24 protein-coding genes and 1 tRNA gene are annotated in these 26,837 nt (G+C 71.8%); 2 read left to right on the top strand and 23 right to left on the bottom strand.

Annotation, left to right across the window (positions count from 1 at the left end):
- Positions 1-45 precede the first annotated feature (45 nt).
- The 20 genes from VTA80_RS04535 to VTA80_RS04630 all read right to left on the bottom strand — a co-directional run bounded on the left by VTA80_RS04535 (position 46) and on the right by VTA80_RS04630 (position 21,676).
- On the bottom strand, positions 46-942 hold the full coding sequence (locus VTA80_RS04535; protein ID WP_407344214.1) for a F0F1 ATP synthase subunit gamma: 897 nt from the start codon (positions 940-942) through the stop codon (positions 46-48).
- 2 nt (positions 943-944) lie between these two features.
- A complete protein-coding gene (gene atpA, locus VTA80_RS04540; RefSeq protein ID WP_407344215.1) occupies positions 945-2,570 on the bottom strand; it encodes a F0F1 ATP synthase subunit alpha in 1,626 nt (541 codons plus the stop codon).
- A 75-nt stretch (positions 2,571-2,645) separates the two neighbouring features.
- Positions 2,646-3,458, bottom strand: a complete 813-nt coding sequence (locus VTA80_RS04545) for a F0F1 ATP synthase subunit delta (protein ID WP_407344216.1) — start codon at positions 3,456-3,458, stop codon at positions 2,646-2,648.
- A complete protein-coding gene (locus VTA80_RS04550; protein WP_407344217.1) occupies positions 3,458-4,039 on the bottom strand; it encodes a F0F1 ATP synthase subunit B in 582 nt (193 codons plus the stop codon). Before VTA80_RS04550 ends, VTA80_RS04545 begins: the two co-directional genes overlap by 1 nt.
- A complete protein-coding gene (atpE, locus tag VTA80_RS04555) occupies positions 4,036-4,266 on the bottom strand; it encodes an ATP synthase F0 subunit C (protein WP_407344218.1) in 231 nt (76 codons plus the stop codon). The genes VTA80_RS04550 and atpE overlap by 4 nt, the downstream gene beginning before the upstream one ends.
- Positions 4,267-4,356: 90 nt before the next feature.
- Positions 4,357-5,166, bottom strand: a complete 810-nt coding sequence (gene atpB, locus VTA80_RS04560) for a F0F1 ATP synthase subunit A (RefSeq protein ID WP_407344219.1) — start codon at positions 5,164-5,166, stop codon at positions 4,357-4,359.
- A gap of 128 nt (positions 5,167-5,294) precedes the next feature.
- The gene (locus tag VTA80_RS04565; protein ID WP_407344220.1) at positions 5,295-5,765 is read right to left on the bottom strand and encodes a hypothetical protein; all 471 of its coding nucleotides are present in this window, start codon (positions 5,763-5,765) and stop codon (positions 5,295-5,297) included.
- Positions 5,762-6,892: an MraY family glycosyltransferase gene (locus tag VTA80_RS04570; RefSeq protein WP_407344221.1), complete on the bottom strand. Its 1,131-nt coding sequence runs from the start codon at positions 6,890-6,892 to the stop codon at positions 5,762-5,764. The genes VTA80_RS04565 and VTA80_RS04570 overlap by 4 nt, the downstream gene beginning before the upstream one ends.
- Positions 6,889-7,554: an L-threonylcarbamoyladenylate synthase gene (locus tag VTA80_RS04575; RefSeq protein WP_407344222.1), complete on the bottom strand. Its 666-nt coding sequence runs from the start codon at positions 7,552-7,554 to the stop codon at positions 6,889-6,891. The genes VTA80_RS04570 and VTA80_RS04575 overlap by 4 nt, the downstream gene beginning before the upstream one ends.
- The gene (prmC, locus tag VTA80_RS04580) at positions 7,551-8,492 is read right to left on the bottom strand and encodes a peptide chain release factor N(5)-glutamine methyltransferase (RefSeq protein ID WP_407345686.1); all 942 of its coding nucleotides are present in this window, start codon (positions 8,490-8,492) and stop codon (positions 7,551-7,553) included. Before prmC ends, VTA80_RS04575 begins: the two co-directional genes overlap by 4 nt.
- 2 nt (positions 8,493-8,494) lie before the next feature.
- A complete protein-coding gene (gene prfA / locus VTA80_RS04585) occupies positions 8,495-9,592 on the bottom strand; it encodes a peptide chain release factor 1 (RefSeq protein ID WP_407344223.1) in 1,098 nt (365 codons plus the stop codon).
- Between the two features lie 125 nt (positions 9,593-9,717).
- Positions 9,718-9,966: a 50S ribosomal protein L31 gene (rpmE, locus tag VTA80_RS04590; protein ID WP_407344224.1), complete on the bottom strand. Its 249-nt coding sequence runs from the start codon at positions 9,964-9,966 to the stop codon at positions 9,718-9,720.
- Positions 9,967-10,121: 155 nt separating this feature from the next.
- Complete coding sequence (rho, locus tag VTA80_RS04595; RefSeq protein WP_407344225.1) at positions 10,122-12,299, bottom strand: transcription termination factor Rho; 2,178 nt, start codon at positions 12,297-12,299, stop codon at positions 10,122-10,124.
- A gap of 323 nt (positions 12,300-12,622) precedes the next feature.
- Positions 12,623-13,564, bottom strand: a complete 942-nt coding sequence (thrB, locus tag VTA80_RS04600) for a homoserine kinase (RefSeq protein ID WP_407344226.1) — start codon at positions 13,562-13,564, stop codon at positions 12,623-12,625.
- A gap of 39 nt (positions 13,565-13,603) precedes the next feature.
- The gene (thrC, locus tag VTA80_RS04605; protein WP_407344228.1) at positions 13,604-14,674 is read right to left on the bottom strand and encodes a threonine synthase; all 1,071 of its coding nucleotides are present in this window, start codon (positions 14,672-14,674) and stop codon (positions 13,604-13,606) included.
- Positions 14,674-16,047 (bottom strand): homoserine dehydrogenase, encoded by a 1,374-nt coding sequence (locus tag VTA80_RS04610; RefSeq protein WP_407344230.1) that lies wholly within the window; start codon positions 16,045-16,047, stop codon positions 14,674-14,676. Before VTA80_RS04610 ends, thrC begins: the two co-directional genes overlap by 1 nt.
- A gap of 192 nt (positions 16,048-16,239) precedes the next feature.
- On the bottom strand, positions 16,240-17,610 hold the full coding sequence (lysA, locus tag VTA80_RS04615; RefSeq protein WP_407344231.1) for a diaminopimelate decarboxylase: 1,371 nt from the start codon (positions 17,608-17,610) through the stop codon (positions 16,240-16,242).
- Complete coding sequence (gene argS / locus VTA80_RS04620; RefSeq protein ID WP_407344232.1) at positions 17,607-19,286, bottom strand: arginine--tRNA ligase; 1,680 nt, start codon at positions 19,284-19,286, stop codon at positions 17,607-17,609. The genes lysA and argS overlap by 4 nt, the downstream gene beginning before the upstream one ends.
- Positions 19,287-19,365: 79 nt before the next feature.
- Positions 19,366-20,370, bottom strand: coding sequence for a DUF4190 domain-containing protein (locus VTA80_RS04625; RefSeq protein ID WP_407344233.1), 1,005 nt, complete (start codon positions 20,368-20,370; stop codon positions 19,366-19,368).
- A 37-nt stretch (positions 20,371-20,407) separates the two neighbouring features.
- The gene (locus VTA80_RS04630; RefSeq protein ID WP_407344234.1) at positions 20,408-21,676 is read right to left on the bottom strand and encodes an MFS transporter; all 1,269 of its coding nucleotides are present in this window, start codon (positions 21,674-21,676) and stop codon (positions 20,408-20,410) included.
- A gap of 84 nt (positions 21,677-21,760) precedes the next feature.
- Here VTA80_RS04630 and VTA80_RS04635 point away from each other — a divergent pair, with 84 nt between their 5' ends.
- On the top strand, positions 21,761-22,414 hold the full coding sequence (locus tag VTA80_RS04635; RefSeq protein WP_407344235.1) for a FadR/GntR family transcriptional regulator: 654 nt from the start codon (positions 21,761-21,763) through the stop codon (positions 22,412-22,414).
- Between the two features lie 82 nt (positions 22,415-22,496).
- A tRNA-Arg gene (locus VTA80_RS04640) sits at positions 22,497-22,569 on the top strand.
- Between the two features lie 81 nt (positions 22,570-22,650).
- Here the strand turns inward: VTA80_RS04640 and VTA80_RS04645 are convergent.
- From VTA80_RS04645 to mobF, 3 genes are all read right to left on the bottom strand, one after another.
- Entirely contained in the window at positions 22,651-23,331 is a 681-nt protein-coding gene (locus VTA80_RS04645; RefSeq protein ID WP_407344236.1) for a DUF6226 family protein, read from the bottom strand.
- 214 nt (positions 23,332-23,545) lie between these two features.
- Positions 23,546-23,770 (bottom strand): helix-turn-helix domain-containing protein, encoded by a 225-nt coding sequence (locus tag VTA80_RS04650; RefSeq protein WP_407344237.1) that lies wholly within the window; start codon positions 23,768-23,770, stop codon positions 23,546-23,548.
- 35 nt (positions 23,771-23,805) lie between these two features.
- Entirely contained in the window at positions 23,806-26,760 is a 2,955-nt protein-coding gene (mobF, locus tag VTA80_RS04655) for a MobF family relaxase (RefSeq protein WP_407344238.1), read from the bottom strand.
- Positions 26,761-26,837: the final 77 nt, after the last annotated feature.

Here is a 26,837-nt window from a genome sequence, read left to right on the forward strand (position 1 = left end):
GCGGTCAGGTAGGTCTGGGTGGCGGGTGGGCGTTAGCCCGCGGTGCTAGGGGGCAGCGAGGGCGTCGGCGCCCGACACGATCTCGCTGATCTCCTGGGTGATCTCCGACTGGCGGGCCTGGTTGGCCAGCCGCGTGTAGTCGCGGATCAGGTCTTCGGCGTTCTCGGTCGCCGTGTGCATCGCCCGCTGCCGGGCGGCCAGCTCGGAGGCACCGGCCTGGAGCAGGCAGCTGTAGATCCGGCTGCGCACGTAGCGCGGCAGGAGCGCGTTGAGCACCTCTTCGGCAGAGGGCTCGAAGTCGTACAGCGGCAGGGGCTCGGCGTCGTCGGCGGGCGCGACGCCCTCGACCACCTCGAGCGGGAGCATCCGGATCACCCGCGGTACCTGGGTGACCATGTTGACGAACTGCGTGTAGACGATGTGCAGCTCGCCGACCCCGCCCTCCTCGACCGGCGCGCCGAACGCCGTGAGCAGCGCGTCCGCGATCTCGTGCGCCTCGTCGACGGACGGCGAGTCCGACTGCCCGACCCAGCTCTGGACGACGTCGCGCCCCCGGAAGGCGTAGAAGGACACCGCGCGCCGGCCGGTGGCGTAGAGCACGATCTCCTTGCCCTCGGCGGTGAGCTTGTCGATGAGCTTGTCCGCCTCGCGGATCGCGCTCGCCGAGTAGGCGCCCGCCATCCCACGGTCCGAGGTGACGACGAGCACCGCGACCCGGTTGGTGTCGGTGCGCTCGGTCGTCAGCGGGTGCGCGACGTTGGAGTGCGTCGCGACCGCCGACACGGCCCGCGTGAGCGCACGGGCGTACGGCGCGGCCGCCGTCACCCGGGCCCGCGCCTTGCCGATGCGCGAGGCCGCGATGAGCTCCATCGCACGGAAGATCTTCTTGAGCGACTGGGTCGACCGGATCCGCTCCCGGTAGACGCGCTGCTGGCCGCCCACGCTCAGGCCTTCTTCTGCCGGACGATCTGCTCCTGCTCGACCTCGACGACCTCGTCCTCGACGACGCCGATGAGCGGCGTGCCGTCGCCCTTGAGGAACCCCGCCCGGAACTTCCCGACGGCGGCCTCGAGGGCCGCCTCCGTGTCGTCCTCGAGCTTGCCCGACGACGAGATGGTCGTCAGCACGTCGGTGTTGCGGCGCAGGTGGTCGAGCAGCTCGGTCTCGAACCGCTTGACGTCGGAGATCGGGACGTCGTCGAGCTTGCCCTTGGTGCCGGCCCAGATCGACGCGACCTGGTCCTCGACCGGGTACGGCGAGTACTGGGGCTGCTTGAGCAGCTCCATCAGGCGGGCGCCACGGGTGAGCTGCGCGCGCGAGGCGGGGTCGAGGTCGGAGGCGAACATCGCGAACGCCTCGAGGGACCGGAACTGCGCCAGGTCGAGCTTCAGCGTGCCCGAGACCTTCTTCATGGCCTTGACCTGTGCGGAACCACCGACGCGGGAGACCGAGATGCCGACGTCGACAGCGGGTCGCTGGTCGGCGTTGAACAGGTCGGACTGCAGGAAGATCTGCCCGTCCGTGATCGAGATGACGTTGGTCGGGATGTACGCCGAGACGTCGTTGGCCTTCGTCTCGATGACCGGCAGCCCCGTCATCGAGCCGGCGCCGAGCGCGTCGTTGAGCTTCGCACAACGCTCGAGCAGGCGGGAGTGCAGGTAGAAGACGTCACCCGGGTAGGCCTCGCGGCCCGGCGGGCGCCGCAGCAGGAGCGACACGGCTCGGTAGGCCTCGGCCTGCTTGGACAGGTCGTCGAACACGATCAGGACGTGCTTGCCCTCGTACATCCAGTGCTGGCCGATGGCCGAGCCCGTGTACGGCGCGAGGTACTTGAAGCCGGCCGGGTCCGACGCGGGCGCGGCGACGATGGTCGTGTACTCGAGCGCGCCGGCCTCTTCGAGCGCGCCGCGCACGGCAGCGATCGTCGAGCCCTTCTGGCCGATGGCGACGTAGATGCAGCGGACCTGCTTCTTCGGGTCACCGGTCGCCCAGTTGGCCTTCTGGTTGATGATCGTGTCGATCGCGATCGCCGTCTTGCCGGTCTGGCGGTCACCGATGATCAGCTGACGCTGGCCGCGGCCGATCGGGATCATCGCGTCGATGGCCTTGAGGCCGGTCTGCAGCGGCTCGTGCACGCTCTTGCGCGCCATCACGCCGGGGGCCTGCAGCTCGAGCGCGCGCCGGCCGGTCGTGGCGACCTCGCCGAGGCCGTCGATCGGCATGCCGAGCGGGTCCACGACGCGGCCGAGGTAGCCGTCGCCGACGGCGACCGACAGGACCTCGCCCGTGCGACGGACCTCCTGGCCCTCCTCGATCCCCGTGAACTCCCCGAGGACGACGACGCCGATCTCGCGCACGTCCAGGTTCAGGGCGAGCCCGAGGGTCCCGTCCTCGAAGCGCAGCAGCTCGTTCGCCATAGCGCCCGGAAGTCCCTCGACCTGGGCGATGCCGTCGCCCGCGAGGATGACCCGGCCGACCTCTTCGGTGACCGTGCCCTTCGGCTCGTAGGACTTCACGAAGCTGTCCAGCGCGGCCCTGATCTCGTCGGGCCGGATCGTCAGCTCAGCCATTGCTCTTCTCCTGTCGTGACCATGCGGGATGCGCGGTCGTCAAAAGTTCTGGTGCGGTGCGGCAGTGGCCGACCGTCAACTGGCAAGTTGTCGTCGAGCGTCGTCGAGCCGCGACAGCACGGTGGAGTCCACGACGTCGGGTCCGATCTGGATCCGGAGCCCGCCGAGGACGGTCGGGTCCACCGTGACGTTGAGCTGGACCTCACCGCCGTAGGCACGGCCGAGGATGGCGGAGAGGCGGTCGCGCTGGGCCTCGGTCAGCTCGGAACCCGAGGTGACCGACGCCACGAGGCGGTGACGGCGTCCTGCGGCGAGCTCACCGACGTGCACGAGGGTCGCGATGAACCGGCGCCCCCGCGGTGAGGAGGCGGCCCGGCGGGCGATCAGTGCCGTGACCGGAGCGGTCCGCCCGGCCAGGATCCCGTCGACGAGCGTCATCCGACGCTCGGGTCCGGCGGCGACGTCGAACAGTGCCCGCCGCACCTCGCGCTGGCCGATGAGGGCCCGCGTGATCCGGAACAGCTCGTCCTCGACCCGCACGAGCTCCCCAGCCGCCTGCGCCGACGCGAGCGCGGCCTGGAAGCCGAGCTCCTCGACAGCCTCGGCGAGATCCGCCTCGGCGGACCACCTCGACCGCACGAGCTCGGCGACGACATCCGCGACCTGAGGCGCGGCACCGGACATGATCGTCCGCGCCAGGCTCTCCTTCGCAGGTCCGTCGATGGACGGATCGGTCAGGGTGCGACGCAACGAACCGGAGCTGTCCAGCGCGTCCACCAGGGTGAACAGGTCCCCCGCGAACGCAGAGGAGCCCGCACCGGCGGCACTGAGCACTGGCTCGAACCGGGCAGCGGCCCGCTCCAGCGACACCCGACTCGTTGCGCGCATCACTTCCCCTTGCCGGCGTCCGCGGTGGTCGATGCCTCGAGCTCGTCGAGGAACCGGTCGACGACGCGCGACTGGCGCGCGGTGTCCTCGAGGGACTCGCCGACGATCTTCGACGCGAGCTGGGTCGCGAGCGCGCCCACCTCGGTGCGCAGCGAGACCGAGACCTGCTTGCGCTCGGCCTCGAGCTGGCGCTGGGCCGCCTCGATGATCCGGTCGGCCTCGGCGGTCGCCTTGACGCGGTGCTCGGCCACGATGGCCGTGCCCTCGCCGCGGGCGTCCTCGCGGATCTTCGCGGCCTCGGCCCGGGCGTCGGCGAGCTCCTGCGTGTACCGCACGAGCGCGGCGTCGGCCTCGGCCTGGACGGACTCGGCCTTGGCGATGCCGCCCTCGATCATCGCGGTGCGCTCGTCGAGCACCTTCTGGAACGTCGGCAGGACGTACTTGTAGAAGGCGATCGCGATGATCAGCACGATGATCGACGACCAGAAGATGTCGTAGACCTCGGGGATCAGCAGCTGGATGCCCTTGGCATCTCCCTCGGCTGCGGGCATGACTGCAGCCGTCAGTGCGGCCGCGATCATGTGAAGAGGAAGCCCGTGATCAGGCCGAGCAGACCGAGCACCTCGACGAAACCGATGCCGATGAACATCGTGGTGCGGAGCTGGCCGGCGACCTCAGGCTGGCGTGCGATGCCCTCGATCGTCTTGCCGATGAGGATGCCCAGACCGATTCCGGGGCCGATCACGGCAAGGCCGTAACCGATCGTCGCGACGTTGCCGGAGACCGCGGCGATGGTGGTGGTGTCCACGATTTCTCGTTCCTTCCGTAGGGCGCCCGACCAGTCGGTGGGACGTCTGCAGTGAGTCGACGACCGTCGAGGCCGCCGATGAGTTGTGGGTTAGTGCTCTTCCTCGATCGACAGGCTCAGGTAGACAGCCGTCAGCACGACGAAGATGTAAGCCTGCAGCGCTGCGACGAAGATCTCGAACAGCGTCAGGGCAAAGGCGCTCGCGAAGGTGAGCACGCCGAACGCCTTCATGGCGGGGCCGGCCTCAAAGATGAAGAACTGTGTCGCCGAGACGCACAGCACCAGCATGAGGTGCCCGGCCACCATGTTGGCCATGAGTCGGATGGCCAGCGTCGCGGGCCGCAGGATGAAGACCTGGAGGAACTCGATCGGCGTGAGCAGCACGTACATGAAGATCGGCACGCCAGGCGGGAAGAGGCTGTTCTTGAGGAACCCGCCGAGCCCGAGGGCCCGGATACCGGCGCCGAGGTACATGACGAACACCCAGGCGGCCAGCACGAGCGGCAGCCCGATGAGCGAGGTCCCGGCGATGTTCAGCCCCGGGATGACCCCGGTGAGGTTGAAGGCGAGCACCGCGAAGAAGATCGTCGTCAACATGGCGACGTACTTGCGCCCCTTGGCACCGAGGATCTCCTCGGCCACGTTCACGCGGACGAAGTTCAGCAGCAGCTCCATGACGTTCTGGGAGCGACCCGGCACGAGCTTCGCGCGGCGCGCGGCGATGATGACAAACGTCAGCATGACGACGGCGGCGATGAGGCGGACCATCTGGATCCGGTTGAACTCGAAGATCGTGCCTTCGAACAGGATCGGCGCGGGGAAGAAATCTGTGATGGACGGCGCGTGGAACCCACCGTCGCCCTCACCGGCGGCAAAGGCGGTGAAGGGAAGCAACGTCACGAGGCTGGACAGTGCGTACTCCCGGTGCTCACGGCGGCGCTGGCGGACAGCCCGGAAACGGGGCAATCCGTCGTACCTGCCTGGGTGGATCGGTTGGCAGCGTAACTCATTGGCGCTGCCGGGAGGGGTCAGTTCCGCGAGGCGCCGTCGTCGGTCGGCGTGACATACGGCACGCGCCCTTTGCTCACCGCGCGGAAGTCCAGCACGGCGGAGCCCAGCACCCCGACGACCAGCACGACGGCGAGCACCCCCTTGCTGTAGAACTCGCGGTCGCGCAGCACGGCAAGAACGGCGATGAGGACGGCGAACTTGCCGAGCCAGGCGCCGAGCACCACGGCCGCCATCGTCGTGGGCGACGACCGCGACGTCTTGAGCATGGACAGCACGGTGGTGCCGGAGAACACGAGCGCGAGCGCGACCCCGATCACCGCGCCCCAGGCCCCGGCGGTGCCCGCGACGACGTAGCCGACCCCGATGCCGAGGACCGTGAGGACCCCGAGCAGGAGCAGCATGTCGCGCAGCGCCGAACGGAAGACGTCGCCGGCGGCGTCGGGGCTCGTGGCGTCGGGGCTCGTGGCGTCGGGCCTGGGACTGGTCATGGGTGGATCCCTTCATCGGGCGCGGGTGTCCGGGCGCGGCCGCGCAGCGGGCCGAGCGTGAGCCCCGTCGCGACGAGCACCCCCGCACCCATCACCACCAGCACGGTGGTGGTCGAGAACGTGACGAGCGCCGCGCCGCTGAAGGCGAACACCGCGGTCCACAGGTACATGATGACGACCGCCCGCTGGTGCGAGTGCCCCAGGGCGAGCAGCCGGTGGTGCAGGTGCATGCGGTCGGGGTGGAACGGAGACGTGCCCGCGCCCACCCGCCGGATCACCGCCAGGCCCATGTCGAGCAGCGGCAGCACGAGCACCGCGATCGGCAGCAGGATCGGCAGGAAGGCCGGGATCGTCTGCCGGTTCGACACGACCCCCGGGTCGATCTGACCGGTCACGACGATGGCGGCGGCCGCGATGAGCAGCCCGATCAGCATCGAGCCGGAGTCCCCCATGAAGATCCGCGCCGGATGGAAGTTGTGCGGCAGGAAGCCGAGGCACGCGCCGACGAGCACGGCGATCACGAGCGTGGCGAGGTTGGAGTAGTCGCCGTCGCTCGCCTCGCGGGTGAGCAGGTAGGTGTAGATGAAGAACGCCGTCCCGCCGATCGCGATCATCCCGGCCGCCAGCCCGTCGAGCCCGTCGACGAAGTTGACCGCGTTCATGGCCACGACCACCGTGAGCACGGTGAGGAAGAGGAACAGCCGCGGCGACCCGGCCGTCACGCCACCGATCGGGAGCTGGTAGAGCACGACGCCGCCGCCCCCGCTCCAGGCCAGGAAGCCCGCCGCGAGCACCTGCCCGACGAGCTTGGTGATCCAGTCGAGGTCCCAAATGTCGTCCGCGACCCCGAGCAGGCAGACCATCGCCGCGGCGCCGAGGATGCCCCAGGCCTGGTGCGAGTCCTCGAACACTCCCCCGAGGAACGGGATCTGGCTCGCGACGACGAGCGCGACGGCGATCCCCGCGAGCATCGCGATGCCGCCGAGCCGCGGCGTCGGGATGGAGTGCACGTCGCGCGCCCGCACGGCCGTGATCGCGCCCGACCGCAGGGCGATCCAGCGCGCGATCGGCGTGGTGACGTAGGTGACCGCGGCGGCGATGAGCAGGACGAGGAGGTAGGCCTTCACCCGGTCTCCTCGCTCGGGTCCACGACCGGGGCGACCGTGCGCAGCGTGGCGAGGTCGACGGCGCCGGCCCGCACGAGGCGGAGCACGTCCCCGGTCGCATCCACGATCGTCGAGGCGACGCCGCCCGGTGCGGCCCCCGCGTCCAGGTACACCGCGACCGTGCCGCGCAGCTGATCGAACGCGTCGGTCGCCGTGCGCGCGGCCGGTCGGCCGGTCAGGTTGGCGCTCGAGACCGCGAGCGGTCCCGTGCGGCGCAGCAGGGCGAGCGCGGCCGGGTGGTCGGGCATGCGGAGCGCGACGGTGCCACCGGTGTCGCCGAGGTCCCAGGCGAGCGACGGCTGCGCCCGGCAGATCACCGTGAACCCGCCCGGCCAGAACGCCGCCACGAGGTCGCGTACGACCTGCGACACGTCGGTCGCGAGACCGTCGAGCGTGCGCACGTCCGCGACGAGCACGGGCGGCGGGAGCTGACGGCCCCGGCCCTTGGCCGCGAGCAGCGCCGCGACCGCGTCCGGGTTGAACGCATCGGCGCCGATGCCGTAGACGGTGTCCGTGGGCAGCACGACCAGCGCGCCGCGCGACACCGCGTTCACGGCCTCATCGAGGGCTGCTCCCCAGGTGTTCGGGTCGGAGACATCCTGCAGACGGCTCGGCTCACTCACGATCGCGAGTGTTCCACGTCGGCGGCGGGCCCCGGTGCACCGACGCCCGAGCGGCGCGCGATCACCATGCGCGCACGGCCCGTGAGGTCGTGCCCGGTGCGGGCCGGCGTGAACGCGCCGGTCCGGTCGACCATGTCCCGTGCGGCGCCGTCCTGCACCTCGGCGTGCTCGACGACGAGGAGCCCGCCCGGGCGCAGCAGCCGCGCCGCCGCGGCGACGATCCCGCGCGGGACCTCGAGCCCGTCGGCGCCGAGCCCGTACAGGGCGACGGCCGGATCGTGGTCGGCGACCTCGGGATCGATCGGCACCGCACCCGGCGGGACGTACGGGGGGTTGGACACGACGACGTCGACCGTGCCGTCGAGCTCGGCCAGCGCGGTGCGCGCGTCCCCCCGGTGCAGCACGACCCGGCTGGTCGGCGGCAGCGTCGCGGCGACCTCGCGCACGTTGCGCTCGGCCCACGAGTGGGCGAGGACGTCGAGCTCGACCGCGTGCACGACGGCGCCCGGCACCTCGTGCGCGACCGCGAGGGCGATCGCTCCCGACCCGGTGCACAGGTCGACGACGAGCGCCGCGCCGCACCGCAGCACGACCGCAGCTGCCTCGTCGACGGCGACCTGCGCGACCTGCTCGGTCTCGGGTCGAGGCACGAAGACGCCGGGGCCGACGGCGAGCTCGAGCCCGCGGAAGGGCGCCGAACCGGTCAGGTGCTGCAGGGGTTCGCGCGTCGCGCGGCGGGCGACCAGGTCGGCGAGGCCCGCGGGAGCACGCCGGCCCAGGATGGCCGCCGCCTGGAGCTCACCGCGGGAGATCCCCAGCAGGTGCGCCGCGAGCAGCTCGGCATCCACGCGCGGCGACGGCACCCCGGCGTCGGCCAGCACGCCCTGCGCCCACCGCAACGCCTCCGCCAGTCCCGCCGGGAGCTCGGCAGACGCCAGGGTCACACGATCGCGCCGGCTGCGGCCAGGCGGGCGGACTCGTCGGCCTCGATCGCGCTGCGGATGACCGGCTCGAGATCGCCGTCGAGGACGGTGTCGAGGTTGTACGCCTTGAAGCCGGTGCGGTGATCGGCGATGCGGTTCTCGGGGTAGTTGTAGGTCCGGATGCGCTCGGAGCGGTCGACCGTGCGCACCTGGGACCGGCGCGCGACCGACAGCGCGGCGGCCTCGGCCTCCGCGCGCGCCGCGAGGATCCGGGCGCGCAGCACGCGCATGCCCTGCTCGCGGTTCTGCAGCTGGGACTTCTCGTTCTGCATCGACACGACGATGCCGGTCGGGAGGTGGGTGATGCGGACCGCGGAGTCCGTGGTGTTGACGGACTGCCCGCCGGGGCCGGACGAGCGGTACACGTCGATGCGCAGGTCGTTCGGGTCGATCTCGACCTCGCCCGGGTCGTCGGCCTCGGGCAGCACGAGCACGCCGGCCGCGGACGTGTGGATGCGGCCCTGCGACTCGGTGACCGGCACCCGCTGCACGCGGTGCACGCCACCCTCGTACTTGAGCGAGGCCCAGACGCCCTCGCCCGCGTCGGTCGGCAGGCCACCGCGGTTCTTCACCGCGACCTGGACGTCCTTGTAGCCGCCGAGGTCGGACTCGGTCGCCTCGATGAGCTCGGTCTTCCAACCGCGCCGCTCCGCGTAGCGCAGGTACATCCGGAGCAGGTCGCCGGCGAACAGCGCCGACTCCTCGCCACCCTCGCCCGCCTTGATCTCGAGGATGACGTCGCGCGCGTCGTCGGGGTCGCGCGGGATCAGCACGCGCCGCAGCCGGTCCGCAGCCTCCTGCGTGGCCTGGGCGAGCGCGGGCAGCTCGGCCGCGAACGACGCGTCGTCCTGCGCGATCTCCGTCGCCTCGGCGAGGTCCTGGGCGGCCTGGTGCCAGGCGCGGTAGGTCGCCACGACCTGGCCGAGCTCGGCGTAGCGGCGCCCGAGCGTGCGGGCGCGGCCGGCGTCGGCGTGCACCGCGGGGTCGGCGAGCTGGGTCTCGATGTGGGCGTGCTCCGCGAGCAGCGGCTCCACGACCCCGAAGTCCTCGCTCATGACACGCCTTCCGTCACACCCGTCGATCGTCCCCGCGCGGTGGGCGCCGGGTGCACAGCAACGCCGGTGGGCCCGGGGACCGCCATGGAGGGCGGCGCCCCGGATCCACCGGCGCAGGTCGGTCGCTAGCTCGGGGCGACGGTCTCCTCGACCACCGGCGCGGCGACCTTCTTCTTGCCGTAGCGGGCCTCGAACCGGGCCACGCGGCCACCGGTGTCAAGGATCTTCTGCTTGCCCGTGTAGAACGGGTGGCAGGCGTTGCAGACGTCCGCGCGAACCTCACCGGACTTCTCGGTGGACCGCGTGGTGAAGGTGTTTCCGCAGGTGCAGATCACCGTCGTCAGGACGTAGTCGGGGTGAATGCCGTTCTTCACGTTTACTCCTCGGTAGCTGCTCCGGGTCGCGAGCGCGGCGCGCCCACGTGAACCGGAGACCGGTAGGACATTGTGCCAGAACCACGCCGGGGCTCGAACTGTTCCCGATTCGGCGCAGCGCTGTCGTGCGTGAGCACCCGGAGGTGCCCGAGCCGCTAGCGGTCGCGGTCCTGCGCGTTGAGCGGACCGGTCGTCTTCTGGACCTGCAGCAGGAACTCGACATTCGACCGCGTCTCGCGCAGCTTGCCGAGCAGCAGCTCGATCGCCTGCTGCTGATCCAGCGCGCTCATCACGCGCCGCAGCTTCCAGTTGATCTTGAGCTCGTCCGCCGGGACCAGGATCTCCTCGCGGCGCGTGCCGGACGCGTCGACGTCCACCGCCGGGAAGATCCGCTTGTCCGCGAGCTGCCGGGAGAGCTTGAGCTCCATGTTCCCGGTGCCCTTGAACTCTTCGAAGATGACCTCGTCGGCCTTCGAGCCGGTCTCGACCAGGGCCGTCGCCAGGATGGTCAGCGACCCGCCGTGCTCGATGTTGCGCGCCGCGCCGAAGAACCGCTTCGGCGGGTAGAGCGCGCTCGAGTCGACACCACCGGACAGGATTCGGCCCGATGCCGGGGCCGCGATGTTGTACGCACGTCCGAGCCGGGTGATCGAGTCGAGCAGCACGACGACGTCCTGGCCCAGCTCGACGAGGCGCTTGGCCCGCTCGATCGCGAGCTCGGCGACCGTGGTGTGGTCGTCCGCCGGCCGGTCGAAGGTCGAGGCGATGACCTCGCCCTTCACCGTGCGCTGCATGTCGGTGACCTCTTCAGGACGCTCGTCGACGAGCACGACCATGAGGTGGACCTCAGGGTTGTTCGTCGTGATCGCGTTGGCGATCGCCTGGAGCACGAGGGTCTTGCCCGCCTTGGGCGGGGACACGATCAGACCGCGCTGCCCCTTGCCGATCGGCGAGACGAGGTCGATGACCCGGGTCGTGAGGATGTTCGGCTCGGTCTCGAGCCGCAGGCGCTCCTGCGGGTACAGCGGCGTGAGCTTGCCGAACTCGGCGCGACCGTGCGCCTCCTCGGGGCTGCGGCCGTTGACCGAGTCGAGCCGCACGAGCGCGTTGAACTTGCTGTTGCGGCCGGCGCTGGGGTTGGGGACCTCACCCTCGCGCGGCTGGCGGACGGCGCCGGTCACGGCGTCACCCTTGCGCAGGCCCGCCTTCTTGACCTGACCCATCGCCACGTACACGTCGTTGTCGCCCGGCAGGTAGCCGCTTGTGCGGACGAACGCGTAGTTGTCCTTGATGTCGAGGATCCCGGCGACCGGGAGCAGGACGTCGTCCTCGCTGACCTCGACCTCTTCGTAGCCGACAAGGCTCTCGGCGCCGCCCGGACGGCCGCCGCGCGTGCGCTTGCTGCGGTCACGGTCGCGGTACCGGTCGCGGCTGCGACGGCGACGGCCGCCGCGCTCGTCGTCCTCGTCCGGACCAGCGTTCTGGTGCGCCGGACGGTTCGGGTTCTGACGCGGCTGGTTGCCCTGCGTCTGCTGCGCGCCCTGCCCGTTGCCCTGTGCGTGCTGGACGCCCTGCGTCTGCTGTGCGCCCTGCTGGTTCGACTGCTGGTTCTGCTGACGCTGCGCGCGGTCGTCGCCGGACTCCGACGACACCTGCTCGGTCTGCTCGCCCTGCGGCGCGCCGACTCCGCGGCCGGACCGCCGCGACCCGCGCTCGGGACGGTCGATCGACGTCGCGACGGAGCCGACGGCGTCGATCGCGCGAGCCGCGCGGTCGTCCCGGGTCTCGGTGTGCCGTGCGTCGTTCTGACGCGACTCGGCAACCGCGCGGCGTACGTCGAGGATCGGCATGGAACGCTCGTCGGACGCGCCGTGCTCGGTCGCCTCCGCCTGCTCCGCGCGCACGGGGCGCCGCGTGCGCGGGGCCCGCTCGCTCGTCGCGACAGCCGCCGGGGCGCCGTCCACGGGAACTGTCACCACAGGAGCAGTCACCACGGGAGCGGTGACGACAGGGGCCGCAACAGCAGTCCCGCCCGTCGTCGTGGCGACCTCGGTCGTCCGGCGCGGCTCGCTCGTCCGTGAGCGGCCACCGTCCCGGTTTGCCTTGATGGCGTCCACGAGATCGCTCTTGCGCATCTTGGACGTACCGGTCACCCCGAGCTGGGACGCGAGCGCCTGAAGCTCCGGGAGGCGCAGCGCGGAGATCGCGGCGCTCCGGGCGGCGCCACCTGCGGCGCTCTTCGAGGCACCATTCACGGCGGCGCTCTTCGACGCACCATTCACGGCGTCGCTCTTCGAGGCACCGTTCACGGCGGCATCAATGGTTTCGGTCACGAAGGATCCTTCCCCCTCGTCGGCGGCCAGCCAGATCAATGATGGTGGGCCGCGATCTACGTCCGGCACCAGACGGCCGGATCGTTGCTCAAGCCACACGTCTGGCATACGACGACGCCGGAAAACGTGGGGCTGGATTGCCTCCGGCTCGCACCGCCGCGCACGAGCGCAGTCTCGGAATCAAAGCCAGGGGGCTCGCTCATGTTAGCACCGGTACGTCATCCAGGCCGGGATTCCGCTCTCGGCGTGCGGACCGCGGAACCGGACGGCGGGACGCACGGGCCGGGCTCCGGCGAGGCAGGGAAGCCTGGCCTGCGAAGCCCTTAGTCCTCGATGCGGTCGACCCGGGCGCCGCCGTCGTCCACCCCGGTGCGCAGCACCTGCCAGCCGCCCATGACCCCGCCGAACACGGCCCGCACGGCCTCGTCGGCATCGGTCGAGCCACCGCCGGTCGCCCGCGCGAGGACAAGGACCGTCGGTCCCGCGCCCGAGACGACCGCCGCGACGCCGTGCGCGCGCAGGGCGTCGACGAGCGCCAGGCTCTCGCTCATGACGCCCGCGCGGTAGCGCTGGTGCAGGCGGTCCTCGGTCGCCGGGAGCAGCAGGTCCGGGCGGCGCGTGAGCGCCTCGATCAGCAGCGCGGACCGTCCCGCCTGGAAGGCGGCATCCGCGTGCGGCACGGTGGCCGGCAGCACGCTGCGGGCCGTCGAGGTCGCGAGCCGTGTGCTCGGGACGAGGACCACCGGCGTGATCCTGGGGTCGATCGCGATCCGGATGGCGCGCGGGCCGTCGGCACCCGCATCGGTCCACGCGATGGTCGCCCCACCGAGGATCGCGGGCGCGGCGTTGTCCGGGTGCCCCTCGAGCTCGGTCGCGATCCGCAAGGCGACGGCGTCGTCGAGCGCGTCGGGGTCGCCGATCAGGCCGCGCGCCGCGAAGATCCCCGCGACGACGGCGGCGGCAGACGAACCCAGTCCGCGGCCGTGCGGGATCCGGTTGACGCAGGTGAGGTGCAGCCCGGTCTGAGACGCACCGACGTGGTCGAGCGCGAGTCGCAGCGCGCGCACGACGAGGTGGGTCTCGTCATCGGGCACCTCGCCCGCACCCTGGCCCTTGACCTCGACCAGGACGCCCGGCGAGCCCAGCGCGCGCACCTCGAGCTCGTCGCGCAGCCCGAGCGCCAGGCCGAGCGAGTCGAAGCCCGGGCCCAGGTTCGCGCTCGTCGCGGGCACGCGCACCCGCACGTGGTCGTGACCGAGCCTCATGGTTGCCCCCTCATCGTCGCCCTCTCAACGCCCTGCGCGTCAGCCGAGCTCGAGCGCGTGCGCGATGGACACCACGTCCGCGCTGACCCGCACCGGGGTGACCTCGGCGCCGTCGGCCGTGCGCAGCGCCCACTGCGGGTCCTTGAGGCCGTGGCCCGTGACGGTGACGACGATCCGGGCGCCGGCCGGGACACGGCCCTGCTCGGCGAGCATGAGGATCCCCGCCACGCCTGCAGCGGAGGCGGGCTCGACGAAGACGCCGACCTCGCGCGACAGGATCCGGTGCGCGGCGAGGATCTGCTCGTCCGTGACTGCCTCGATCAGGCCGCCGGACACGTCCCGGGCGGTCTCTGCCTGCGTCCACGACGCCGGGTTGCCGATCCGGATCGCGGTGGCGATCGTCTCGGGCTCGCTCACCGGGTGGCCGAGCACGATGGGCGCGGCGCCGGCGGCCTGGAAGCCCCACATCATCGGCAGCCGCGTCGCGGGCCCGGATGCCGCGTACTCCTGGTAACCCATCCAGTAGGCGGTGATGTTGCCCGCGTTGCCGACCGGCAGCGCGTGGATGTCGGGCGCGTCGCCGAGCGTGTCGACGACCTCGAACGCGCCGGTCTTCTGGCCCTGGATGCGGTCCGGGTTCACGGAGTTCACGAGCTCGACGGGGTAGGCCTCGGCGAGCTTGCGCGCGGCGATCAGGCAGTCGTCGAAGTTGCCGTCCACCTGCAGCAGGCGCGCGCCGTGCGCGATCGCCTGGCTGAGCTTGCCCATCGCGATCTTGCCGTCCGGGACGAGCACCGCGCAGACCATCCCGGCCGCGACCGCGTACGCCGCGGCGGACGCGGACGTGTTCCCGGTCGACGCGCACACGACGACCTTCGCGCCGCGCGATGCCGCCGCGGAGATCGCCGTCGTCATGCCGCGGTCCTTGAACGACCCGGTGGGGTTCATCCCCTCGACCTTGAGGTACACCTCCGCACCGGTCCGGCGCGACAGGGCCGGTGCCGGCACGAGCGGCGTGCCGCCCTCGCCGAGCGTGACGACGTGCGTCTGCACGTGCGCGGGCAACCGGTCGGCGTACTCCGCGATGATTCCGCGCCACTGGTGGGCCATCAGGCTCCTTCGACTCTCAGGACGGACACGACGCGGGCCACCGAGTCGAGCTCGGCGATCGCCGCCACGGTGGCCGCGAGCGCGGCGTCGGTCGCGGTGTGGGTGGTGATGATGAGGTGCGCGAGCGGGGCGGGCACCTGTGGATCAGCGGGCACCGTCGGATCGGCGGGCGCGATCGGGTCGCCGTCGTCCGCGCGCGGCGCCTGCCGGACCGCCTCGATCGAGACGCCGTGCTGCGCGAGCACCGCGGCGACCTGCGCGAGCACCCCCGGGCGGTCGACGACGTCGAGCCGGACCTGGTAACGGGTCAGCGCTGCCGAGGCCGACAGCATCGGCAGGTCGGCGTAGCGCGACTCGACCGGGCCGCGACCGCCGAGCACGCGGTGGCGCGCCGCGGAGATGACGTCCCCCAGGACCGCGGACGCGGTCGGGGCCCCGCCGGCACCGCGGCCGTAGAACATCAGCTCACCGGCCGCCTCGGCCTCGATGAAGACCGCGTTGAACGCCCCGTGCACGCCCGCGAGCGGGTGGCTCGCCGGCACGAGGGCCGGGTGCACCCGCACGCAGACCCCGGCGTCGGTCAGCTCGGCGATCGCCAGGAGCTTGACCACGTGCCCGGTGCGCGCGGCCCAGGCGACGTCGTCGGCGGTCACGCCCGTGATGCCCTGGCGCTGCACGCAGCTCAGAGGCACGCGGGTGTGGAACGCGATGGAGGCGAGGATCGCGGCCTTGGCCGCGGCATCGAAGCCCTCGACGTCCGCCGTCGGGTCGGCCTCCGCGTAACCGAGCTGCTGCGCCTGCGCGACGGCGCTGTCGAGGTCGAGCCCCTCGGTGGCCATCTGGTCGAGCACGTAGTTGGTGGTGCCGTTGACGATCCCGAGGATGCGCCGGATCTTGTCGCCCGCGAGCGACTCGCGCACCGGGCGCACGAGCGGGATGGCGCCGGCGACGGCCGCCTCGAAGTACAGGTCGACCCCGGCGGCGTCGGCGGCGGCGTAGAGCGTCGGGCCATCCTCGGCGAGCAGCGCCTTGTTGGCCGTGACGACGCTCGCGCCCGCCGCGATCGCGCGCAGCATCAGCGAGCGGGCCGGTTCGATGCCGCCCATCACCTCGATGACGATGTCGGCGCGCTCGACCAGCGCTGCGGCGTCGGTCGTGAGCAATGCCGGGTCGACGCCGTCGCGCGGCACGGTCAGGTCGCGCACAGCGATGCCGACGAGCTCGAGCGGCGCGCCCGCGCGGGCGGCGAGGTCAGCGCTCTGCTCGGTGAGGAGGCGGACGACCTGCGTGCCGACGACCCCGCAGCCCAGCAGCGCGAGGCGCAGTGCGCGCCCCTGTGTGGCGCCCAGTGGCGCACCGTCCGGAGCTGCCACGTGTGCGCCCCACCCTTCGTCCGTTGAACTGCGCGTACCGAGCCGGTGAGCAGGCCTGCGACCGCAGGAGGCCTGCGACCCGCAGGATGCCACGACCGACGGTCGGCGATCGAATCCTTCCCGCCCACGAGGTCCGGTGGACGGCCGTCTCAGGATACGGCGACCCCTGCCGGGGCGGGGAGAAGCGGGGTTTCAGCCCTCGTCGAGGGCGAGGAGGTCGGCTTCCGTCTCGCGGCGGACCAGGACGCGGACCGTCCCGGCCGTGACGGCGAGGACCGGGGGGCGCGGCACGTGGTTGTAGTTGCTCGCCATCGACCGGCCGTAGGCACCCGTCGCGGGGACCGCGAGCAGGTCGCCGCGGGCTACGTCGGCGGGCAGGAGGACGTCGTGCACCACGATGTCGCCGCTCTCGCAGTGCTTGCCGACCACGCGGCACTGCACCGTCTCGGCGCTGCCCGCCCGGGAGGCGAGCACGGCGGTGTACCGCGCGTCGTACAGCGCCGGGCGCAGGTTGTCGCTCATGCCGCCGTCGACGGAGACGTACGTCCGGGTGAAGGCCGGCGGCCCGTCCACGGTGACCTGCTTGACCGTGCCGATCTCATACACGGTGAAGGTCGTCGGTCCCACGATCGCGCGGCCCGGCTCGATCGAGATGCGCGGCACAGGGGTCCCGAGCACGCCGCACACGTCCCCGACCACGCGGGCCAGGTCCTGCGCGACGGCGTCCGGGTCGATCGGCACGTCGTCGGGCAGGTAGGCGATGCCATACCCGCCGCCGAGGTCCATCTCGCCCATGAGGTACCCGGTGTCGGTGGCCAGCTCGGCGCGCAGGCGCAGCAGCTTGCGGGCGGCCTCGATGAACCCGGCCGGGTCCAGGATCTGCGAACCGATGTGGGAGTGGATCCCGCGCAGCTCGAGCTCGGGCCGTTTGAGGACGGCCTGCAGCGCGGCAGCGGCCTGTCCCCCGGCGATCGACAGGCCGAACTTCTGGTCCTCGTGCGCCGTCGCGATGTACTCGTGCCCGCCGGCGTGCACGCCGGTGGTCACGCGCACCATCACCGGCGCCCGCCGGCCGTCGCCCCGCGCGCGGACGGCGTCGGCCAGGCGCTCGATCTCGGGGAGCGAGTCCACGATGATCCGGCCGACCCCGGCGTCGAGCGCGCGAGAGAGCTCTGCGTCGGATTTGTTGTTGCCGTGCAGGCCGATGTCCGCTCCGGGGATGCCCGCGCGGAGCGCGACGGCGAGCTCACCGCCGGTCGCGGTGTCGACGCGCAGCCCTTCCTCGTGCGCCCAGCGCGCGACGGCGACCGAGAGGAACGCCTTGCCGGCGTAGTACACGTCGACCTCGGTGCCGATCGCCGCGAACGCGCGCGCGAACGCGTCCCGGTAGGTGCGCGCCCGTGCGCGGAAGTCCGCCTCATCGAGCACGTACGCGGGCGTGCCGTAGGTCGCGGCCAGCTCGCGCACGTCGACGCCAGCCACCCGCAGGGCGCCGTCGTCCCCGCGCGAGACGCCGGACGACCAGAGCGCCGGGGCGAGCCCGGTGCCGGCGACGTCGGTCACATCCGCTCCGGGGCGCTCACGCCGAGCAGGCCGAGGCCGTTCGCGAGCACCTGGCGGGTGGCGTCGTTGAGCCACAGGCGTGTGCGGTGCAGGTCCGTGACCTCCTCGTCGCCGAACGGCGCGACCCGGCACTGGTCGTACCACTTGTGGTACGACCCGGCGAGCATCTCGAGGTAGCGCGCGACGCGGTGCGGCTCGCGCAGCTCGGCCGCCTGCGCGATGACGCGCGGGTACTCGCTGAGCGCGCCGATCAGCACGCCCTCGGCCGCGTGGTCGAGCAGCGAGGCGTCGAAACCGTCCTCGCGGCGCACGCCGGCGTCGGCCGCGTTGCGCGCGACGTTCGTGGTGCGGGCGTGCGCGTACTGGACGTAGAACACGGGGTTCTCGTTGGTCGCCTTGGTGAGCAGGTCGAGGTCGATGTCGAGCATCGAGTCGGTCGACGAGCGCGCCAGCGAGTACCGCGCGGCGTCCACGCCGACGGCGTCCACCAGGTCGTCGATCGTGACGACCGTGCCCGCCCGCTTGGACATCCGGACCGGCTGGCCGTCCTTGAGCAGGTTGACCATCTGGCCGATGAGGATCTCGAGGTTGGTCCAGGGCGTGTCCCCGAACGCGGCGCACATCGCCATCATGCGGCCCACGTACCCGTGGTGGTCGGCGCCGAGCATGATGATCACGCGGTCGAACCCGCGCTCGCGCTTGTCCAGGTAGTACGCCAGGTCGGCGGCGATGTACGCGGCCTCGCCGTCGGACTTGATGATGACCCGGTCCTTGTCGTCCCCGAAGTCGGTGGTCCGCAACCAGGTCGCGTCGTCCTTCTCGTAGATCCGGCCCAGGTCGCGCAGGCGGGCGATCGCACGGTCGACGGCGCCCGACTCGTGCAGCGAGTTCTCGTGGAAGTACACGTCGAAGTCGACGCCGAACGCGTGCAGCGACGACTTGATCTCCGCGAACATGAGGTCGACGCCCGCGGCGCGGAACGCCTCCTGCGCCTCGTCGTCGGGCAGGGTGCGCGGGTCGGGCTGGCCCGCGGCCGCGGCGCCCGCGATGACCTGGTCGGCGATCTCGGAGATGTACGCGCCGCCGTACCCGTCCTCGGGCGCCTCCTGGCCGCGGGCCGCAGCGAGCAGCGAGCGCGCGAACCGGTCGATCTGGCCGCCATGGTCGTTGAAGTAGTACTCCCGGGCGACCCGGGCACCGGCCGCCTGCATGATCCGCGCGAGCGAGTCGCCGACGGCGGCCCAGCGCACGCCGCCGATGTGGATCGGCCCGGTCGGGTTCGCCGAGACGAACTCGAGGTTGATGGACTCCCCCGCGAGCGCGTCGCCGCGCCCGAACTCGGCGCCGCCCTCGACGACCGTGCGCACGAGCTCGCCCGCGGCGGAGGCGAGGAGGGTGATGTTGAGGAAGCCAGGACCGGCGACGTCGACCGCGCTGATCCCGGGCACGACGACGAGGCGCCGGGCCAGCTCCTCGGCGAAGGCGCGCGGCGAGAGGCCGGCCTTCTTGCCGAGCTGCATCGCGATGTTGGTCGCCCAGTCGCCGTGCTCGCGCTGGCGTGGACGCTCGACGTGAACCGTCGCGGGGATGTCCGCCGCGTCGAGGACGAAGGTGCCGTCGGCGACGGCGTCGGTCAGGGCAGCGCGCAGGGCGTCGGAAAGGCTCGCAGGTGTCACCGGGCGGAGTTTACCGAGTGTGCGGACCGGCTCGGGCGAGCGCCCACGGGGGTGAGCGCTCGCCCGAGCGTGCGCGTGGCTACAGCGGGTACTCCTGGTAGATCGCGACGACGGCGTCGTACGGCCCGGAGAGCGTGAACGCGGCGGTGTAGTTCGTGGCGACGACGGTCGTCACGTCACCGACCTCGTAGAGCTGGTAGGTGATGCCGTTGCCGTCGTCACCCGAGTCCGTGAGCTGGTCCGGGGTGAACGCCGCGTTCTGCGTCGCGGCCCAGCCCTGGGCCTCGGCCTCGGTGGTCCAGTCCGTGAGGACTGCCGCCACGACGCTGGTGCCGTCGGTGTAGCTCGCGGTGTACGACTCCAACGCACCGGCCTGGACCAGCACGTCGTCGGGGACCAGGCCTGCGGTGGTGAAGCCCGCGACCTCGAGCGGCGCGATGTCGCGGAGGGCGGTGCCGCTGGTGTCGGCGCCGAGCGAGTCCTCGGTGGTCGGGGTGGCCGCCTCGGACTGCACGGTGGTCGGGTCACCGGAACCAGAGCTGGAGTTGGAGTCCATCGTGGCGAGCCCGAGGAAAGCGATCAGGCCGATGGCGACGAGCACCGCACCGATCGCGAGCTCCACGGCGCCCAGCACGATTCCCGCGATCGCGAGCCCGCGACCCGACGTCCCGCGCTCCTTGGTCCGCTTGAGCCCGAGGATGCCGAGCACGACCGGGACGGCGCCGAGACCGATGATGCCCGTGACGAGGGCCGCGATCGACATGCCATCCGTGGTCGCCGGCTGCGGCGGACCGTAGGGCAGGGGCTGGTTGTACTGGCCCGGCTGGCCATAGGGGGCTGGCTGGACCGGCTCGCCGTAAGGGGCCGGCTGGACCGGCTCGCCGTAAGGGGCCGGCTGGACCGGCTCGCCGTAAGGGGCCGGCTGGACCGGCTCGCCGTACGGCGTGGGCTGGACCGGCTGGCCGGGTTCGGTTCCCCATGCCGGTGGCTGCGGTTCGTTGCGCTCGTTGGGCCCCTGCTGGTCGTCGCTCACGAGATTCCTGTCCTGGTCGGGCCGCGCGTGGTCGGCCGACGTGCGGAGCACGCCTGTTCATGGGACAGCACAGATGTGTTGTCCCTGCTCAGCGTAGGGGTTTGCGGCCCCACACGTCCTCGAGCATCCCGGGTCGGCACGCCACGGTCCCCGCGACGACGAGCACCACGACGGTGCCGAGCAGGAACCCCAGCGATCCCGTCCAGGTCCCCGTGGCGCCGTAGAGGATCCCCACGACGAGCGGTCCGAGCGCGGCCAGCGTGTAGCCGATCCCCTGGACGAAGCCCGACAACGCCACCGCACCCTGGGACGTCCGGGTCCGCGTGTTGAGCAGCGTGATGACGAGCGGGAACACGCTCGGCGCGATCCCGAGGAACACGATCCAGAGGTAGGTCCCCCTCCCGGGGGACAGGATCAGCCCGAGGTAGGCGACGACGAAGCACGCGGCGAAGGCATAGATCAGCGGGAGCGGGTTGCGCATCCGCGCGGCGAGCGGCGGGACGAGGAACGAGCCCGGCAGCGCCAGGATCGCGAACAGTGCCAGCCCACGTCCACCCTCCACGGCGGTCAGGCCGGCGTCGGAGAGGATCAGCGGCAGCCAGGCGAAGATCGCATAGCTGTTGAGCGAGTTGATCCCGAACAGCACCGCGAGACTCCACGCGAGCGCGGTGCGCGCCACCCGGCCGCGGTCGCCGTCGGGCACGTCGGTCCCCGCGAGGCCCTGCCCCAGGTCCACCCGCGAACGACGACGACGCGCGGCGCGCTCGGCGCGCAGGGCCACCGATCGGGCGATCACCAGGGCCCACGGGACGACGGCGACGACGGCGATCACCGACCAGGACGCGAGCGTGAGGCGCCAGCCGAACCTCTGCGCCAACGGGACAGCGAGCAGCGCGGGGATCGTGGTGCTGACCGCCATCGCCATCGAGTACGCGGCGGTCACGGCCCCGATCCGGTCCGGGAAGTAGCGCTTGACGATCGGGGGCAGGAGCACGTTGCCCATCCCCATCCCTGCCAGGACGATCACCGTCCAACCCAGGAATCCCGCCGAGGTGCTCGTCGTCGACCGGACGATCTCGCCGAGCGCCGACAGTGCCATCGCGGCCATGAGGGTCCGTTCGAGCCCGAACCTGCGAGCCAGCAGCGGGGCGAGCGAACCGAAGACCGCGAACGACGCGACGGGGATCGTCCCGAGGATGCCGACCTGCTGATCGGTGAGCGCGACGTCCACCCGGACGGCCGCGAGGATCGGGGACACCGCGCCCACGACGATCCGCAGATTGAGACCCACGAGCACGATCCCGAGCAGTGCGATCCACCGCCCACGCCACGGACGCCGCGCCGCGAGGGTGGTCATGGGTCCCGATCTGTGCTCAAACTGGCGCGGAAGCAGCGAGGGGAGTTGACTGCACCGCATCGCTACTCAAGGAGAATACCTGGGATGAATCGCCGCACCGGTCTCATCGATCAGGCCGTCGACCAGCTGCGCGCCCAGATCACGGGTGGCAAGTGGCCCGTCGGCAGTCGCATCCCAGCCGAACCCGCCCTCACCGAGATGCTCGGCGTCGGCCGCAACACGGTCCGCGAGGCGGTCCAGTCCCTCGTGCACGCCGGGCTGCTCCAGCGGCGTCAAGGGTCAGGCACGTACGTCGTCGCGCTCTCCGAGCTCGGGGTCACGATCGGCCGCGAGATCGCCGATGCGCGGCAGCGGGACGTCCTCGAGGTGCGGCGCTCGCTCGAGGTCGAGACCGCCCGGCTCGCGGCTCACCGCCGGACGCCGGCCGACGTCGCCGAGCTGATCGCGCATCGCGACGCGCGCACCGCGGCCTACTCCGCCGGTGACCTCGACGCCATGGTGTCCACCGACCTGGACCTGCACCGCGCGATCGCCCGCACCGCACGCAACCCGGTGCTGCTGTCCTTGTACGAGAACCTCGTCGGCGCGATCGGGGAGAACATTCGGTTCAACTTCGAGCGCCCCGCGCACACGAACGACAACCACGACGGTCTCGTCGACGCGATCGCCGCCGGGGACGCCGACCGGGCCGCCGACGAGATCACGGCGTACCTGTCGGCTCAGCTCGGCGAGCGCTGACCTCCCCGGGTGGGGTCAGCGCCCAGCGCTGATGCCCGCCCACGTGCGGTAGTGTCTTGCCCCGTGCCAGATCGTGGCACTGGCCCGCGTAGCTCAGTGGATAGAGCGTCCGCCTCCGGAGCGGAAGGCCGAAGGTTCGAATCCTTTCGCGGGCACCCTCTGACCTGCAGGAACGTCATCCCGTGTCATTCGCGTGTCATAGCGAACGGCCGCAGGCATGGCGCTCCCGCCCACTCTCAGCTCAGCCAGGACCGGCCGACGAGAGCTTCGGTGTGCCGCGGGAGACGGACTGTCTCGCCCTCGGCGAGGCGTCGGCACAGATCCATGACCTTGGTGAAATCCGGTCCGCGTCCTTCACTGCTGGCCGAGCCTCCCCCCGGATGCCACTGCGCTCGCCACTTCTTGCCGCGCAGGACGACGAACGGCCCACCGACGACGTGACCGATCGTCGAGTCGACAGCGCCGAGCAGATCACTGGAGCCGCAGTCGCACGCGTCACAGCCGCAGTCCGGCAACGAGGCCACGCGGACTCCGAGATCGCCCACCTCGATGTCCAGCACCGCCAACGTGGCGCCACCCGCGAGGGTGGGGACGTCGCGCTCGAGCAACAGCAGCGGCAGTGCGCCGGGCCGGCGCGATGTGAGCCGGACGCCGCGGTCGAACGTGCGCGAGTAGTCATCAGGCGCACCCGACCCGGACACGAGCGTCTCCGTGTGCGCGCCGAGTATGTCCTCGAGCACCGCAGCCCACAGCCGCGCGCGAGAGTGGACAACCCGCCAGCGCTCCGGATCGGTGACCCGGGAGTACTCCTGCGCGCGGGGCGATGCCATGTTCGGGTGCGGGTTGACCCACTCGGGCAGGTCGAGCAGCTCGAAGCGCGATGCGACCTGCGCCTGGAGATCGATCACGGTGACCACCGCACGAACCTACGGTCGCGGGTCGCCGACAGCACGCGATTTTCCGATGTCGTCCGGTCGCCGCCGCGACTCGCTCGGCTCTGCCGCTCACCGCCCGTCATCGGTAGTTTGAGTGGCGCTGTGCGGCCGACCTGGCGGTAAAGGCACACACGGGTTGTCCCCGCGAGGGGTTCAAGAAGGTCAGGAAGTAGACCCCGGTGTTCCGCCGCACCGCCTATTGGCAGCGCCTCGGCGCCGGAGCGACGGCGTGCATCGGACGCAGGATCTCCGCCAAGCTCGCCCGGTGGATGCGCACCAAGCGGCTGCCGACTTTGACGGCGCTGAGGTCGCCGTTGGCGATGAGCTTGCGGATGTACCGCTCGGTGACGCGCAGCTCCTCGGCCGCTTCCGCGACGGTGATGAACTCCGAGCGGTACGGATCAGTGACGGTGAGGGACATGGCATTCCTTTCGGTCGCGCGTTGGTAGGTGCAGGTCAGCGTCCGATCGCGGGTCCATCGCGCGTGGGGTAGGTCGGTTCTGCCGACAGCGTGTTCTGTGGACGGCGTCGGCGTTCGAGGCCGTGGGGGTGCCAGTCGGGGCCGGGGTAGTCCCGGCGCCGGGGTGGGATCGGGGACGGGGTGTCCGGGTGGTAGACGGCCCAGGTCTCGGTGGCGGTGAGCTCGGCGTGGGTGGTAGCCAGGATCTGGTCCAAGACGTCGCGGGCGGTGGGGGCGGGTCCCCCGGCGGCGGGCAGGCAGTCGTCGTCGTGGGTGTCGGTGATGACGTAGGTCCGGTTGAGGTCGCGGCCACGGCTCATAGCGACGTACAGGTCTTCGCGGCCCATACCCACCGCGGCGATGGTGTGGGTCTCGTCCACGGTCAGTCCTTGGCTGCGGGCGGTGGTGGTGGCGTACCCGAGCTCGACCTGGGCCGCGACGTACGCGGCGGGCAGCCGGACCGGCGCGGCGTCGGGCCCAGCATGATCGGGCCGGTTGGCGGGTCGGGCGAGGAGGGCTCCGCCGGGCAGGACGGCGGTGACGTCCCACAGGGCGCCGTTGCGCACGTACCCGTCGCCGGTGGGCAGGTGGCGGTTGTTGCGGCGGGTCACGATCCGGTCCCCGACCCCCGCGGTGAGGCCGTCGTGCAGGTTGACTCCGGTCCGGGAGATGGTGCCGTCCAGGACGCCGGCGGCGTGGGCGCGGGCGTTGAGCTCGGTCACGGTGCGGGTGTCCACGGCCTGCAGGACGGCGACCCGCCCCTGGTCGCGGGCGGTGGTCACCGCATCCAGGGCGGTGTCGAGCATCTGGTCGGCGGTCCCGGCGGTGAAGGCCCCGTGCGCGTCGTAGGTGTCCAGGGCGCCAGGGTGGGCGCGGCGTAGTTCGAGGCTGGCGCGCGCTTCCCAGGGGTGGCTGAACCGCCACAGGGACGTGAGTTCGGCGGTGGGGCCGCGGCGGGCGAGCATCGCGAACCCGCCGCCGGCGTCCACGGACCCGCGTTGCAGGTGGTCGCCGACCAGGAGCACCTTCGCCCCGACCGCTTGGGCTTGGGCGGTCAGGTCGGCCAGGGTGCGGGTGTCGGCCATGGAGGCTTCGTCGATGATGACCAGTTGGCGGGGGGCGAATCGCCACTGGTCTTGGATGGTGCGCACCGCCCACTGCCGCGCCTCGGACTCTTGGCGCTGTCCGGAGGTCCCGAGGCTTGGGTCGCAGCGGATCTGCTCCAGGGCGTCGAACATGGCGCCCCGGTTGGCGGCGCCCTGGCCGGCGCTCTCGTACAGCCACTTCGCGGTCGTCTCACACTGGGTGCCCAGGGACGTGGCCAGGGTGTGGGCGGCGCTGGCCGAGGGGGCCAGGCCGATGACCGGCCCGATCCACCGACCCCAGTACGCGGCCAACCCGGCCAGGGTCGTGGTCTTGCCCGATCCGGCCGGGCCGACCATCGCGTCGAGCACGTTCCCCGACGTGATGACGGCCTGCGCGGCAGCGAGCTGGTCGGGGGCCAGGGCGTCGAGGTAGCCGCGCGCGAACGCGGGCACCTGGTCGGCGGCATGCGCCGGGGCACCCGTCATCTCGGCGGCGTCGATCAGGACCCGCTCGGCGCCGAGCATCTGCGGCGTGGTGAACAGGTCCTCCCCGACCCGGCGGGACTCGGGGGTGCGGGTGTCATCCAGCTGCACGCACGCCGCCCGCGTGTCCGTCAGGATCGCTTTGAGTAGCAGGCGCCGCTCGACCGGGTCGGCCATCCGCAGCAGCTTCGAGGCCCGCAGCGCTTCGGCACCGAGGTTGAACGTCGTGAACACCGCCTTCTTCTCCTGCACGGCGGACAGTGCCTGGGCGGCGATGGCGGCGCGGACCTCGGGCCCGACGTCGTGCGCGTGCAGGGCTCGCCCGTAGGTGCCGGCCAGGGCCCGCGCAGCCAGATCCCGGGGCTCGGCTCCGGTGCGGTCGCGGGCGCGGTTGGCCCACTCGGTGAACAGGTCCGTCAACCGGTGCACCTGCTTGGCGGGGCGGGTCGTCAAGGTGAAGTGCTGGCGGGCCTTCGTGGTCTCCCGGCGGCTTGGGTCGCGCCCGTGCTCGACCCGGAACTGCTCCGCCCACGCATCGGCAGCGTGGTGGATCTGCCCGGAGCGGGTGGAGAACTCCGCGAGTAGGTCCTCACCGATCCCGTCGACCTCGAACGCCGGGTTGCGCCGCGGGCCGCGCTCGCGCAGCGACCAGGACACCGGCAGCACCCGCGCCAACCCGTCGGCCAGGAGCACGTCGTACAGCTCGGAGACGGTCACGGTGGCGGCGAAGATCGTCTTGCCATCCAGAGACCGCCACTGCCCGTCCATGCCTTGGGTCTTGTTGGCCACCGCGACGTGGGTGTGCAGGTTCGGGTCCCCGGCCCGGGTGTCGAAGTGCTCGAACGCGACCGCGAGCATCCCCCGGGTCCGGATCTGCCGGGCACCGCTGGGCCCGACCCGCGAGCGGACCACCTGCTCCTCGACGAACTTCAACGCCTGGTCCACCGCGTCGCGGTGCGCGCCGTGCACCTTCGCCCGGGTGTCGTCATCGCCGAGTGCCCACAGGACCGAGACGGACTTGGGGACCGTGAACGTGAAGTCGTACCCGACCACCGCCTGCGACACCTTGCCCGGTGACCCGTCGGGGTTCGTCGCGGTGATGGCGGTGGGGAACTCGCGGCCGAGCGGGGTGCCGGTGAGCGGGTCGTGACCACGACCGAACAGGGCACCCATGGCGTCCTCGGTCACGACCGCTCCGGCCTTAAGCCGGGCAGCGCTGCCTTCGCCGAGGCCGGGCAGGCCTTTGCCGGTCCACCGCCCGGGCGGATTCCCGCTCGCGGCGTAGTACGCCGTCAGGGAATCGCCGGGCGCGAGGGGGATGTCGCCGGCGGCGACCTGCCGGGTCAGATACCGGTACCCGTCACGGGAGGTGAGCTTGTGCATCGACAACATCCCCACCACCCCCTTTCCGCTCGCCGTCGTGCGTGTGGTGCGTCCCTGTACCCCGCAGGTATGTGGGC

Source organism: Pengzhenrongella phosphoraccumulans (genome assembly GCF_045689905.1).
GTDB classification, from domain to species: Bacteria; Actinomycetota; Actinomycetes; order Actinomycetales; family Cellulomonadaceae; genus Pengzhenrongella; species Pengzhenrongella phosphoraccumulans.